The sequence below is a fragment of the Pseudobacter sp. genome (assembly GCF_051955275.1).
In the GTDB taxonomy this organism is placed as follows: domain Bacteria; phylum Bacteroidota; class Bacteroidia; order Chitinophagales; family Chitinophagaceae; genus Pseudobacter.
This window is the reverse complement of sequence record NZ_JBQCGW010000274.1, coordinates 20441-33992: the sequence shown is the minus strand read 5'-3', so window position 1 is coordinate 33992 and position 13552 is coordinate 20441. Positions and strand designations below refer to the sequence as shown.

9 protein-coding genes are annotated in these 13552 nt (G+C 49.2%); 1 reads left to right on the top strand and 8 read right to left on the bottom strand.

Features of this window, described 5'->3' with window-relative positions; all coding sequences use genetic code 11:
* Window positions 1-154 precede the first annotated feature (154 nt).
* The 8 genes from ACTHMC_RS24510 to ACTHMC_RS24475 form a co-directional block, all read right to left on the bottom strand.
* A complete protein-coding gene (locus ACTHMC_RS24510; RefSeq protein WP_440417290.1) occupies window positions 155-1693 on the bottom strand; it encodes a RagB/SusD family nutrient uptake outer membrane protein in 1539 nt (512 codons plus the stop codon).
* 32 nt (window positions 1694-1725) lie between these two features.
* Window positions 1726-4815: a SusC/RagA family TonB-linked outer membrane protein gene (locus ACTHMC_RS24505; RefSeq protein ID WP_440417288.1), complete on the bottom strand. Its 3090-nt coding sequence runs from the start codon at window positions 4813-4815 to the stop codon at window positions 1726-1728.
* A gap of 190 nt (window positions 4816-5005) precedes the next feature.
* On the bottom strand, window positions 5006-6388 hold the full coding sequence (locus ACTHMC_RS24500) for an FGGY-family carbohydrate kinase (protein WP_440417286.1): 1383 nt from the start codon (window positions 6386-6388) through the stop codon (window positions 5006-5008).
* Entirely contained in the window at window positions 6388-7662 is a 1275-nt protein-coding gene (locus ACTHMC_RS24495; protein ID WP_440417284.1) for a TIM barrel protein, read from the bottom strand. Before ACTHMC_RS24495 ends, ACTHMC_RS24500 begins: the two co-directional genes overlap by 1 nt.
* Before the next feature lie 40 nt (window positions 7663-7702).
* Window positions 7703-9826: a bifunctional aldolase/short-chain dehydrogenase gene (locus ACTHMC_RS24490; protein WP_440417282.1), complete on the bottom strand. Its 2124-nt coding sequence runs from the start codon at window positions 9824-9826 to the stop codon at window positions 7703-7705.
* Window positions 9827-9852: 26 nt separating this feature from the next.
* On the bottom strand, window positions 9853-10911 hold the full coding sequence (gene rhaT, locus ACTHMC_RS24485) for an L-rhamnose/proton symporter RhaT (RefSeq protein WP_440417280.1): 1059 nt from the start codon (window positions 10909-10911) through the stop codon (window positions 9853-9855).
* 100 nt (window positions 10912-11011) lie between these two features.
* Window positions 11012-12043 (bottom strand): GntR family transcriptional regulator, encoded by a 1032-nt coding sequence (locus ACTHMC_RS24480; RefSeq protein ID WP_440417278.1) that lies wholly within the window; start codon window positions 12041-12043, stop codon window positions 11012-11014.
* Window positions 12044-12264: 221 nt separating this feature from the next.
* Window positions 12265-12801 carry a pyridoxamine 5'-phosphate oxidase family protein gene (locus ACTHMC_RS24475; RefSeq protein WP_440417276.1) on the bottom strand — a complete coding sequence of 179 codons (537 nt, stop codon included), beginning with the start codon at window positions 12799-12801 and terminating at the stop codon, window positions 12265-12267.
* Between the two features lie 149 nt (window positions 12802-12950).
* Here ACTHMC_RS24475 and ACTHMC_RS24470 point away from each other — a divergent pair, with 149 nt between their 5' ends.
* Window positions 12951-13547, top strand: a complete 597-nt coding sequence (locus tag ACTHMC_RS24470; RefSeq protein ID WP_440417274.1) for an RNA polymerase sigma factor — start codon at window positions 12951-12953, stop codon at window positions 13545-13547.
* Window positions 13548-13552 lie beyond the last annotated feature (5 nt).

Below are 13552 nucleotides of genomic sequence, written 5' to 3'. Positions count from 1 at the left end.
AGGAAATTATCTATAACGATGAAACCATTGGTCTGGTAGAAGTCGATCTGGTCTTTGGTGAGTTCGTGGTTCATGCGCAAAAATTTTCAGGATGTGTGAGTGTTTGAAGAATATAACCTGGCGGGGTACGGTTCCCGCCAGGTTGGTAGCCGGATTAATAATCGTTTGGAGTCCAGGTTGGATTCAGCTGCATCTCACGGAATGGAACGGGGTAGATATATTTCTTAGCCGTTACATTGTATGAGCTGGCGCTGAGATAAGGATATTTCGCTTTCATGTCGGCGCCATGTGCCGTCATCACTGCGGCCGCTTTACCGGTACGCACCAGGTCAGGCCAGCGGTAGTTCTCGAATGCGAGCTCAAGGCGTTGCTCCTTCATGATGATATCGCGCAGTTGGCCCTGATCGGTAGTGAGGATATCGTCCAGGCCTGCCCTGAACCTTACGCGGTTGAGGGGAGTGAGAGCATCGGACGACTGGTTGTTCTCATTGAGGGCTTCGGCCAGCAGGAGGCATATGCCGCCGAAACGGAACAGGGGCCAGTTCTGACCTGTGTTGTAGCCTGGTAATGTGTAAGGAGGATAGTAGTATTTCTTTACAAAACGCTGGCTTACGGAACCTGCCGGTGTGGTGTAAGTTCTGATATCTCGCTGGATCACACTGTCTGCCACAAACTCAATATTGGCATTCATCTTTCCTTCAACGATACCTACTGAGTTGTTGAGGCGTTTGTCTTTCACATCATACTGGGCCAGCAGATCATCGGTCGGGATATTCCAGCCACCGTTCACGTTGTTGAAGTTGATGCCCATCATTACCGTGGTGTTAGGCATTACAGGAATGAAACGGTAGATGAAGAAACTCTGATGACCTTCGTTGCCGGCTTTGTATTGTACTTCCCAGATACTTTCCTTGTTGAGTTTCTTGGCGGGATCAAAAACATCCCGGTAGTTGTCCAGCAGATCATATCCTGCATTATATACATATTGCAGCAGGGGAACTGCTTTATCCCATTGCTTGAGGTTCATGTACACCAGGCCGAGCTCAGCAGAAGCAGAGGCCTTGTTGATCCTGGCAGAGCTGGGGATGGTGGGCGCTCCGAAGAGTGCGATCGCATCCGTAAAATCAGCAATGATCTGGTTATAAATGCTGTCAACACCTGTTCGATGCCTGTAGATCTTTTCAGGATCAGTGATCTCTTCCAGTACCAATGGCAGGGGGCCGAAGTGACGAACGAGATCAAAGTAGTAGTGTGCTCTCAGTGCTTTCGATTCAGCAGTGATCTGTTTTTTGTCAGCATCAGCCATGGTGAAGCTGATCTTGTTGAGCCTGCTGAGAATGGTATTGCAGCGTGCGATACCCTGGAAGCCGGCGATCCAGCGGTTACCGGTAACGCCGTTCTGTGCATCGTCCATGAAATCGGCCAGTTGCTCATAACCCAGTCCACCACGGTCTTTGCTGTTGTATTCGTAGTGTGTATTGTCTGATCTCATCTCATCGATGAAGAAGGCGAACTCTGCGATGTTCCGCAGGGGAACATAGGCGCCGGTTACGGCCAGTTGAAAGTCTGCAGTGGATTTATAGTAATTGGCCGTGGTAACGCTTCCCTCGGGATAGAGTTCCAGTGTGCCTTTTTTACAGGAACTGGCAATGGCCATACCTGCAATTGCGATTGAAATATATTTCAGTTTCATACGATAAACAATGATTTAGCCGGTAGGCAATTTTAGAAATTGATGTTGGCGCCGATCTGCACGGTCCTGGGAATCGGGAAGTTTCCATTGTCGATACCGAAAGCGATGGAATTACCTCTTGCATCATTGCCTTCAGGGTTCTGACCGGGATACTTTGTGATCACCCACATATTGTTGGCAGCAGCATACAAGCGCAGTGATTTCAGGTATTTGATCCTGTTGAGCGGCAGCGTATATCCCAGAGAGATATTCCTGATGGTGATATAGTCAGCATCAAATACCCAGTTGCTGTTGGCCAGACGGTAGAGCTCGGTGCTGTTAACCAGTGTACGTGGTGTTTTGCCATCGCCGGGGTTGGATGGTGAACGCCATACGTTGGCCATGCTTTTCTCTACATTGAAAATGCCATCGATGTTTACGGTATTCTGTTTGTTGATGTCCATGATCTGGTTGCCACCTGAGCCGGATGCCACGATGGTGAAGTCCCAGTTCTTGTATTTGAAATCGTTGGTGATGCCTACAATATAACGAACGTTGGGGTTGCCGATATAGGTCCTGTCGTTACCATCGATCACGGTATTACCATCCATATTCCTCATCTTGCTGGTTCCTTCAGCAGCATAAGCGGCTTTGGCTACCTTGGTATCCGTCATATCAGCTGCTGAATACAATCCATCGAATACATAACCCCAGAACTCGCCGATGCGTCTGCCCACGGCCAGCCTGTTGTAATCATTGTATTTGTTGGTGCCGCCGAGAGGGATATTATTGTACAGTTCAAGTACTTTGTTATCCATCAGGGTAAGGTTGAAGTTTGTATTCCAGGTAAGCGCTCCTGTGAGGTTCTTTGAGCTCAGTGAGAATTCGTGGCCCCAGATGCGGAAGCGTGCTGCGTTGGACGTCATGCTGGTGAAACCGGAGTAGGAAGGGATCTGAACGGTAGTCAGCATGTCATAGGTCTCTTTCGTAAAGAAGTCATACGCAAAGGTCAGTCTGTTGTTGAGGAGATTGGCTTCCAGGCCGAGATCAAGCTGTACGGTATTCTCCCAGCTCAATCTTGTATTACCGAAAGTACCGATAGAGAAGCCTGGCTGGCTGGTGCCTGATTCATTCACATACGGTGTGGAGCTCAGGTAAGTGAGATACGGGTAATCATTGGGGAAAGCCATATTGCCCTGCTTACCATAACTGGCCCTGATCTTCAGGAAATTCACCACATTGTTCTTCGGGAAGAAGTTTTCATCACTGGCTACCCAACCCACCGACACGGAGGGAAAGGTACCCCATTTGCGCAGTGGGGCAAAGCGGGAAGCGCCATCCCGACGGATATTGAAATTGAAGAAATATTTATTGTCGTAGTTGTAGTTGAAACGGCCGAGATAAGAGATCAGGTTCCATTCTGTATTGTTGGAGTTGGCTCCGAGTGTGGCACCTGCAACATTCACAACATGGATCAGGTCATTGGGCAGGTTGCTGCCGCTCATGCTCCGGAAGTTTCTGTCGTAGTACTGGTAAGAGTAACCACCCAGCACATCAAAGCTATGATTGCCGATCTGTTTTTCGTAAGTGATCAGATTTTCCGTAAGCCATGATACGGAGTTGTAAGAGCTGTTACCTGCCGTAATATTGGTATTAGGAGGAGCAGCACCAAAACCGCCGTACTGTGAACCGCGGAAATAGTTGAAGTCCTGTGAAGCCACATCAATACTGAGTGATGGTTTTACATGCAGCCCTTTCAGCAGTTCAAGATCTACATACAGGTTGCCAAGCGTACGGAAGATCTTCTGATTGTATTCCAGGATGCTCAGTTGTTGCAGCGGATTGGCCATAGTGTACATACCAAAGGAACCTCCTTTGGGAGTCCAGCTGCCATCGGCCTGATAAGGATTCACAATTGGAGAAGCGATGATGCCCAGGCCAAGGATCTGCCTGTTACCATCGGTATTGCCGGTTGTGTTCTTATCTACCTGGTAAGTTGGAGCGATATTGAAACCGAGCTTCAGTCCGTCGAGCGGCTTGAATTCTGTATTGGCACGGAATGAAAAGCGTTCAACACCTGTATTTTTCATCACACCTTCCTGGCTGAAATAGGTAGCCGTAACACTGGTTGAAACTTTTTCGTTGCCACTGGAGATATTAAAAGTGTAATTATTGATAGGAGCTGTTCTCAGCAATGCATCATACCAGTCTGTGCCTTCGCCGTATTTGGATGGATCTGCATAATCTGCAGGGATACCACCTGTATAACCTTCATATTTTGTTTTGTCTTCGTAATAGCCTTTCATGAAAGAAGCGAATTCGCGCGCGTTCATAAGATCGGGCCTGCCACGCTCAGGAACGGATTGCCATCCGTAATAAGTGCTGAACGACACATTGGTGCGTCCTGCTTTTGCCTGCCGGGTAGTGATGAGGATCACGCCATTGCTGGAGCGTGAGCCATACAATGCAGCAGCGGCGGCATCTTTCAGCACGCTGATGCTTTCTATATCATCAGGGTTGATGGTGTTTACGTCACCTGTGATCACCTGTCCGTCCACTACAAACAAAGGACCGTTACCACCGCCCATGGAAGCAGCACCACGGATACGGAACGTCATAGCCTGACCGGGACGCCCTGTTACCTGGTTGATCTGAAGACCGGCGGTTTTACCATTCAGTCTCTGACCGAATTCCGCAGCAGGGATATCTGCCAATTCGTTGGTGTTGATCTTGCCGATGGCGCCGGTGATATTCCTGGCCTTCTGTTTACCATAACTTACTACTACCACCTGGTCAAGACTATTGTCTGCAGGCTCCAGTGTAACATTGAGAACAGACTGGCCATTCAATTTTATTTCTACGGTTTTGGAACCGATGCGGCTGAATACGAGGATAGCATTTCTGGGAGCGGAAATCCTGAAGTTTCCTTCAGCATCAGTGCTTACGCCTTTTTTATCACCTTTAACCTGAACAGTGGTTCCTGCAACATCACCTCCTGAACTGAGTGATACTTTGCCGGTGATCATATTGCCGGCATCCTGGGCAAGGGCTTGGGTGCAGGTAAATAATAAAGCACAGAATAAGACTATTATTCTGTTGGGCCATAAGCTGAGTTGCCTGATGTGCCGGGGGTTCAATTTCATACAAACAGCGTTTCGTTTTTGGAAAAAAATGTTTCGATTACGTTGTGAAAATATAAGTTACTATCCGTTTAACTATCCTGCACTGTACTGCTGTTGCGGGTTTCAGCCGATACATCAAATTCTGGTTTTGTATACAGCAGCATTGTGATCAGTACAATAAACATGGCGTTCATTCCCGATAAGCTTTATGTCAACCAGGATGAATATGCTGCAAAGCGATGAGATTTTCCGGTAAGGGGCCTGTATTCCAGTACCGGTGGATCGCCAGTGCCGCACCGATGGCTGTTGCCTGTGCCATGGATGCAGCGTATATGCTGATATGAGGGAAATGGATTGAAAGAAGATGCATGAAGAGCTCATTTCTACTGAAACCTCCATCTACATAGATCGTTTTCACGGGCTTGTCTTTCAACAGCAGTGCCGTGCTCCTGACCTGTGCACTGACGATGTCAACCATCAGCTGGTGATAGGCAGTGATATCGTCTTCAAAATCTTTCACTTCCCTGTTGTGGAATTGCAGCGAGGGGGGCGACAGATCGCTTTCTGTAGTCTGCTTCGGCAGTATAACGTTAAGCAATAACCGGATAATATCCTTATCTGGCTGAATATTGTTATATCGTGATGCCTGTTGTCCGAAATGGGCAGCAATTCTTTTTACCTGTTCTTCATGGAACTGACCTGAGAATAACCTGGAAGCCTTTACCGGATGGCCTTCCCAGCTGAGGTAGCAAAGGCAGTCCTGCTGCAGTTCTTCTTCAGTGAGCGGCGTGTTGTTGAACGGATGCAGGCTGATGCTCCAGGTTCCGGTGGAGATCAGTACAAAGGGGCCGGGAAAAGTCAGCAGGTAGGGGATGAGTGCACTGGAACTGTCGTGCAGCCCGATACCTGAGCGGATCAGTTTGTTACTGATCGGATCTTTTACAGGATAGACCTCTTGATGGCTGGCGATGGGTGCCAGTTTTTGCCGGATGTGCTCATCAACGGTCCACTGATGGTATTGTTGTTTGTTGAAATCCCAGAGGGCAGTATGGCAGCCGATGCTGGTGAGATCTGAGAAAGCTTTGCCTGTTACCAGGTATGCCAGGTATTGTGGCAGGTGGAGCGCGTATTGCATTTTGCTGAAGAAAGAAGGTTTTTCTTTTTTCAACCGGAGTAACTGCAAGCCGGAGTTAAGGGAGCCCAACGCCGGCGATGCAGTCTCCAGCGCAAACAGAGCCTCACCATTATGAGTACTATACAATTCCTGCTGTAGTGTAGAAGGGTATGGTTTTAGATAATTGTACAGGGGTGTGAGTGGTTCTCCATCAGTATCGATGTACACGAAGCTGGCTCCATAAGCCGTGAAGTTGACTGCCTTCACTTCAAATTGTTCCATGGCAGTTACATCGCGCAGGGAGTCCAGTATGAAAAGCCGGAGGCTTTCCAGGTGCTCGCAGGGATCACCATCTTCATCCATGGTTTCGGAGAAGCGGGTGGTGCGTTCAAATTCAGACTGGTACTGTTCATTGAACAGGAACAGTTTTTTATTGGTCTTGCCAATATCGAATACGGCAATTACTGGTTTCGGTTTCATCAGAGTCCTGTAGCAGTGCTTTTGTTACCTCTTTCCTTGATCAGTTGCTGGCGTACTGCCGCGCTGCGGTAGAGTTTCAGCGGATCCAGCGCTCCGCCGTTGCGGAGCCTTGCTGCGGCCACCAGTGCGCGCACATCTGTACGGTAGGCCGATTGCAGCAGCTCCTGTGCGGCTACCACATCATTGGCTTCGCGTGCTGATTCCAGTGCTTTGGCATCACAGAGCAATGCCTGCGCATAAGCGATCATGATAGCTTCCACGGACTGCAGCAGGTCCTCCAGCGGATCTTTTACATTGTGCGAGGCATCGATCATCCAGCCCAGTCCGGTTGCATGGTCCAGGCCTTTGGCATCCATACCGTCAACCAGTTCACGGAAGATGAGGTATAACTGATAAGGCTTGATGCTGCCTACTGTGAGGTCATCATCACCATACTTGGAATCATTGAAATGGAAACCTCCGAGTTTGCCTTCCATCAGCAGCAATGCAACGATCTGCTCTATGTTCACATTAGGATGATGATGGCCGAGATCCACCAGGGTATGGGCTTTGGGGCCCAGCTTGCTGGCATAGAGATAACTCTGTCCCCAGTCGCCCACCGTAGTGGAATAGAAATTCGGTTCAAAGGCTTTGTATTCCACAAAGAGTTTCCAGTTGGAAGGCAGGGCGGCGTAGATCTCCTGCAGGCTTTCATATACATTCTGAAATGCCTGGCGGAAATTCAGCTGTCCGGGAAAGCAACTGCCGTCTGCGAGCCAGACCGTGAGGCTTTCGGAGCCAAGCTCCACGCCATGTTGGATGACCTCTATATTGTGCTGAATGGCCTGCTTCCTAACGGCCTTGCTTACGTGCTGCAATGATCCGAATTTGTAACTGGCTTCCTGACCCGGTTGATCCTGGAAGGTGTTGGAGTTCATCGCGTCGAACCGGATGCCATGTTGCGCGGCCAGTTGACGGATAGCTGCGGCATCTGTTGGGATATCCCAGGGGATATGCAGGGAGATGGCGCCGCTGCTGCAGTTGAGCGAATGGAGCAGACCGATGTCTTCGATCTTTTCCTCCAGGTTCCGGGGCTCGCCGCCACCGGAAAATCTTCCGAAGCGGGTGCCGCCTGTGCCCAGGGCCCAGCTGGGAATGGCCACCTGGAATGCCGCCAGTTTAGAAATGATCTGGTCTGTGTTGGCAATCTCTCCCCTGAGATATTGCATTTGTCTTTCATGGCTACCCAGCATTGCCTGGTTATGGTCTGCAATGTGGTTCCTGGCAAGTTGCATACGTTACAGTTTTGGTACGGGAATCTCCCGGATTAGGTTTTTATCTTACAAAGCTCATGGCAATGCCGCCGTCAACATTCAGTACATTGCCAGTTGATTTATTCATGAGACCACCTACAAACAGATAACATGCATTTGCAATATCTTCCGGCAGGATGATCTCATTCAATAAAGTGCGCCTGGCATAAAAGGAGGGAAGCTCTTCCACCGAAATTCCATAAGCCTTCGCTCTTCCTGCAGCCCAATCGCCGGCCCAGATCTTACTGTCCAGTATCACGGCATCCGGGTTCACAACGTTCACCCTGATCCCGTCTTTGCCGAGCTCAGCAGCATTGAGCCTGCTCAGGTGCAGCTGTGCTGCTTTTGCGGAACCATATGCTGCGTTGTTCGGGCCGGAAACAAGTGCGTTCTTGCTGACGATATTGATCACATCACCTCCTTTGTGCTGTTTACGCATGATGTCGATTCCCAGTTGAGTTACCAGGAACTGACCTTTGACCAGTACATCATAGAGGAGGTCCCAGTCAGCTTCCGTATGTTCTTCGATAGGTTTTGAAATGGAGAGGCCGGCGCAATTTACCACAATATCTATGCCACCGAAAGAAAGATTTGCTTTACTGATAGCATTCTTAATTGTGGCACTATCGGTGACGTCTAGCTGCACGGCTATATATACATCTTTTCCATATTTATCCGCAAATTCCTGTTCCGCTTCTGCAAGCCTGCCGGCATCATTATCATTGATCACCACGCAAGCGCCTTCGTCTGCGAATTTCTTTGCGATGGCCTTTCCTATACCACCCGCACTACCGGTGATCAATGCAATACGCCCACTGAGCGATTTCGGTTTGGGCATGCGTTGCAGCTTGGCTTCCTCCAGTAACCAGTACTCGATATTGAAGGCTTCCTGTGCAGGCAATGATGTGTATTGGGAGATGGCTTCCGCACCACGCATCACATTGATGGCATTGATGTAGAACTCAGCTGCCACGCGGGCTGTCTGCTTATTCACTGCAAATGTGAACATCCCTACACCGGGCCAGAGGATCACAACCGGGTTGGCATCGCGCATGGCCGGACTGTTCGCATGTTTGCATTTGTTATAGTAGTCCGCATAAAACTGCCGGTAACTGCTGAATTGTTTGTCCAGGGTCTCTTTTAACGTTTCCGGATTGCTGCAATCGGCATCCGGACTTATTTCCAGCACCAGCGGACTTATCTTGGTACGTAAGAAGTGATCAGGACAGCTGGTTCCCATCGGAGCCAGCCTGCCAAGGTCTTTGGAGTTGATGAACTGCAACACTCTTTCATCGTCGGTGAAGTGCCCGATCATGGAAGTATTGGAAGAGCAGTATCCACGGAGAACGGGGATCAGGGCTGCGGCCTGCGCCTGCCGTTGTTCTGCTGGCAGGGCCTCGCGTTGCCGTCCTCCGAAAATGATTTTCTTTTTGGTATGTTCATCGATGTAAGCGGCGCAGCGTTCTATCACTTCAAGGGTATTGATATAACTTTCGTATGCGGTATCGCCCCAGGTGAAGAGACCATGAGATCCGAGCATGATGCCACGGATGCCGGGATGCTCATCCAGACAGCGTTTCAGCTGCAGGCCCAGGTCGAAGCCCGGACGTTGCCATTCCACCCATCCGATAGTGCCACCAAAGAGTTCCTGTGTAATGCGCTTTCCATCTTTTGCAGCTGCGATAGCGATGGCTGCATCAGGGTGTAGGTGATCGATATGTTTGAATGGAAGGAATCCATGAAGAGGAGTATCGATGCTGGGCGCTTTTGATTGCAGGTCAAAGATACAATGATTGAAAAGTTCCACCATTTCATCTTCATGCTGAATGCCGCGGTACACCTGTTGCAGGCTGCGCAGGCGATCGGTATAGAGGGCGGCCAGGCCGCTTTTCTTCAAAGTGCCGAGATCGCCACCTGAGCCTTTCACCCACATCACTTCCGTACTTTCTCCTGTGAGCGGATCTTTGGCTGTTACTTTGCAGGATGTATTTCCGCCGCCATAGTTGGTGAGCCTCAGATCGGCTCCCAGTAAATTGGAACGATAGATCAATAATGCCACTTCATCTCCTTCCAGTTCCGCGGCCTTTTTGTTATCCCAGAGATAACTTACGTGCCTGAACTGTGTTTCTTTTGTTTCTGCTGACATAAAGTCTTTGTATTATTTATAGAATTTTATTCTGCCAGTGAATTACCATAACCTACAAGTACAACCGATAAGATGATGATAACGATACCGGCTGCAATGGTTCTGTATGTTTTGCTGCTTACACCTTTCCATTCTTTCAGCGCCAGTCCCCACAGGCCGGATACCAGGATGATGAAAGCCATATGAAGGATCCAGGAGCTGGCGTCGTTCTTGAGTTTGCTTTCTCCCATTCCGTAGAAGAAAAATTGCAGGAACCAGGTAAGTCCGGCCAGTGCTGAAAAGAAATAGTTGTTGAGCAACGGCGTGCGTTTATCAGTATAGTTGCTGAATGATTTATTCTTTGTATTGAGGTATATGCACCAGATGAAATTGGTGGTGAAGCCTCCGAGCATGATCACTATATAACTCACATTATTCTGAAAAAGCGGATTGGCGCCTTTAGCTACCGCAGCATCAGCCATGGGTTTGGCGGCTGTAATGGCAAAACTCATACAGGCGCTGAGGATACCTGAGAAAACTGCCACGGTCAGGCCTTTGCGAAGATTGAACTCCTTTACTGCGGCCTTTTTATTCTCTTCCGGTAATTCCTTTTCTTTCATCATCCCTGCCTTGCCGCATACCACGATACCCAACAGGCATACTGCCACACCCAGGATCACGAAGATGCCCTTACTGGTTTGCATCATGGCGGAGAAGGTATGTGCGTTGTCATCACTGAAAAGGTCCATGTAAATGGGAGGGATCAATGCTCCGAAGGCCGAGCAGAAACCCAGTGCCACGGCCATTCCCAGGGAAATACCAAGGTAACGCATGCTCAATCCGAAGGTGAGGCCGCCGATGCCCCAGAGCAATCCCAGCAGGTAGCTCCAGAAGATAGTGCCACTATCTGTATTGGCGATGATACCGGTGAAGTCCGGTACGGTGAGGGCCGCTGCTATAACGGGCACCACCAGCCAGGAAAATGAACCGCCGGTGATCCAGTAGCTTTCCCAGGCCCAGCCGCGGACTTTTTTGTAAGGGATATAAAAACTTCCGGAAGCAAAGCCTCCGATGAAATGAAATAGTACTCCCAGGATAACTCCCATATGGACAGCATTTAGTTTTTTCTGGTTGGCAAACGATCCGCTGGCGGATGTAAACAAAAATAACGGTTCAACTAAATACGGCTGTCATGGACTGTCATGGTCAGAGACTGGGACGGTGGGTAAAGTAGAAAGGGACCTCCAGGTGATCTCTACGGCTATTGAGGATCATTTCGGCCGTGAGGGTTCCCATGGCGTGGAAGTCAGTGGAGATGGTGGTGATACCGTCAAGGATGATCTTCTTGAGCGGGGTTTCGTTGTAGGAGATCACACCCACTTTTTTGCCCACTTCCAGTTTCTGGGAAACGATCCTTTCTATGAGCGTGACCATATCATCTTCCATGAGATTGATATACACTTCACCTTCCTGGATGGGCTCGTGCCCGATATCGTAGACCAGCTTGTAGGTGAAAGCATATTCCTGGGCAAAGCGCTCGAAACCGGCAATGATCTCAGTAGGGAAGTAGCTCTTTTCCGGGAAGATCAGTTTCAGCGTATGGTATTTGCTTAGGTGCTCGTTGGCCTGTTCCAGGGCGTGGTAGATATCTTTTTCAAAGTTCTCGTACACGGCGGCATATGCTCCGGTGATGCCGGTGAGTTGTTTGTCGAGCAGCACAAGTTTTTCTTTGGGGATAGTGTTGATGATCTCGCGGGCGCTTTCCACACCTTCGATGAAGTGAGGTATGATCACATAATGTGAGTATTGATCCAGCTTGGGCAGGAGCAGTTTTTTGAAGAGGCTGAAATCATTGTTATAGATGTAAAAATCGATCACGGCATTTTCGCCGAGTGCTGCCACGAATGAATCGTAAATGATCTTTTTGTGTGCGCTGAGTTTGTTGAAGAAGAGGCAGATCCTGAGTTTCCTGCCGGGGCTGGCGTTGGCGATATAATATCCTTTGCCGGGAACGGAGCCGATGATGCCGATCTTTTTGAGGTGCTTGTATCCTTTTTCGGCGGTGTCGCGGGAAATTTCCAGTTCAAAGCTAAGTTCGTTGATGCTGGGCAACATATCATCCTGACCGAGTTTTCCATTTTCAATGGCGGTGAGAATGGAGTTGGTCAGTTGGAGATATTTGGGAGTGGCGGAGTATTCGTCGATGTGGATGAGCTCGTAAAGTCGGATGGGTTTCATGGGGCAGCAATATTTGGGCAGGTCAAATGTAAGGGAAAAAAAGAAGTCGCCCGTGTGAACGTGCGACCTGCTATGTAGATAGACCTCTGCTGGCGATTGGTTGATCAGCTCTTATGGAGCAAAGATGGTGTAGGGGGTACGCGTGGCAAGAATCCGGTTATTGAACGGTTTGATTAAGTTATTAAACGGTTGGGAGGCCTTTATTCAATGGGCATCCCTTCTCACTTGCTCAACTTACCCTCAATCGAATCATCCAGCGTCTTACCCGTCAACGCTCCAATCATCTGCTTTGCAAAAGCAATCACCTGGTTACTCTTCGTATCCCAGTAATATCCCTCTTCCGGCACAAACCTGATCACCGAGATCCTGGGATCATCTTCTCCTTCCGTAAACCAGGTCTTGAACAATGGCTCCCACAATTCTTTGATCAGTGCTTTATCAGTTGTGATACTGGCTTCTCCATAAAGTGTTACAAATTCCGAATAAGTACCTCCCTGAAAAAGTATCTGCACCATGGGGTCTTTTTCGATCTGCGCATTCTTATGACTGTCGGTGGCACTGAGGAACCAGCAGGTGCCTGATTCATCCACTTTCTGTACTGTCATCGGGCGAGGAATGAAGGGTTCGCCCGTTTGGATGCCGGTACAGAAAAAGCAGGTCTTTGCCTTTTCAAAAAGCTCTTTGATCTTAAGGCCCGCTTCGCGTCCCTGCAGGTCCTGGTGGTTTTTCTCCTCTTGCTGGCGGTTGATGCTGTCCATATTCTCTTTTTTCAACAGCAATAAAATAATTGTGCCAGCCGGCGCTCCGGAGCCTGGCGCAATCAAGGGGCAGATACAATTGACCGCTTCCAATTCAACGGTTTGCGGTAATATTGTAGCTTGATAGCAACACTGCCAAATTAACCTGCATGCCCCATAAAAACTGGGATAATGAAGTCCGGGACAGGGAACTGATCCTGCTCATCGCCGCCGGTGATGAACAGGCGTTTACTGCGCTCTTCAGGCGTTACGCTACGTCTATGGGCATCCTGGCGCGCAAGGTGGTGCAGGATCAGGCTGCTTATCAGGACGTAATGCAGGAAGTGTTCATCAAACTCTGGCTGCACCGCGAAGAACTTCCTCAAGTGGAAAACCTGCCCGCCTGGCTGAAAAAGGTCACACTCAACGAAAGCCTCATGTACCTTCGCAAAAATGCAGCATACGACAAGCGCCTTTCCGCACTTGCCTTACCTCTTGCAGAAGATGAAAAGGTTTCCCAGACCATCGGCTTCAAAGAATTACAGCAGAAGATCCGGCAATGTATCGATGCCATGCCCGAACAGCGAAGGACCATCTACGAGCTCAACAGGGTGGAAGGCCTCAATGCCAAAGAAATAGCTGACCGGCTCAACCTCAGTCATGGTCATGTCCGCAACAGCCTCAGCGCCGCAATCAAAAGTATCCGGGACCAACTCGGACCGCTTCCGCTTGTACTGATCTCCCTGCTGCTGCCGGCTAAATTTTAAGAATC

Excerpts from the sequence above, each read along its gene's own strand:
- ACTHMC_RS24510 (WP_440417290.1), bottom strand. The coding sequence starts at position 1,693 with ATGAAACTGAAATATATTTCAATCGCAATTGCAGGTATGGCCATTGCC.
- ACTHMC_RS24505 (WP_440417288.1), bottom strand. The coding sequence starts at position 4,815 with ATGAAATTGAACCCCCGGCACATCAGGCAACTCAGCTTATGGCCCAAC.
- ACTHMC_RS24500 (WP_440417286.1), bottom strand. The coding sequence starts at position 6,388 with ATGAAACCGAAACCAGTAATTGCCGTATTCGATATTGGCAAGACCAAT.
- ACTHMC_RS24495 (WP_440417284.1), bottom strand. The coding sequence starts at position 7,662 with ATGCAACTTGCCAGGAACCACATTGCAGACCATAACCAGGCAATGCTG.
- ACTHMC_RS24490 (WP_440417282.1), bottom strand. The coding sequence starts at position 9,826 with ATGTCAGCAGAAACAAAAGAAACACAGTTCAGGCACGTAAGTTATCTC.
- rhaT (WP_440417280.1), bottom strand. The coding sequence starts at position 10,911 with ATGGGAGTTATCCTGGGAGTACTATTTCATTTCATCGGAGGCTTTGCT.
- ACTHMC_RS24480 (WP_440417278.1), bottom strand. The coding sequence starts at position 12,043 with ATGAAACCCATCCGACTTTACGAGCTCATCCACATCGACGAATACTCC.
- ACTHMC_RS24475 (WP_440417276.1), bottom strand. The coding sequence starts at position 12,801 with ATGGACAGCATCAACCGCCAGCAAGAGGAGAAAAACCACCAGGACCTG.
- ACTHMC_RS24470 (WP_440417274.1), top strand. The coding sequence starts at position 12,951 with ATGCCCCATAAAAACTGGGATAATGAAGTCCGGGACAGGGAACTGATC.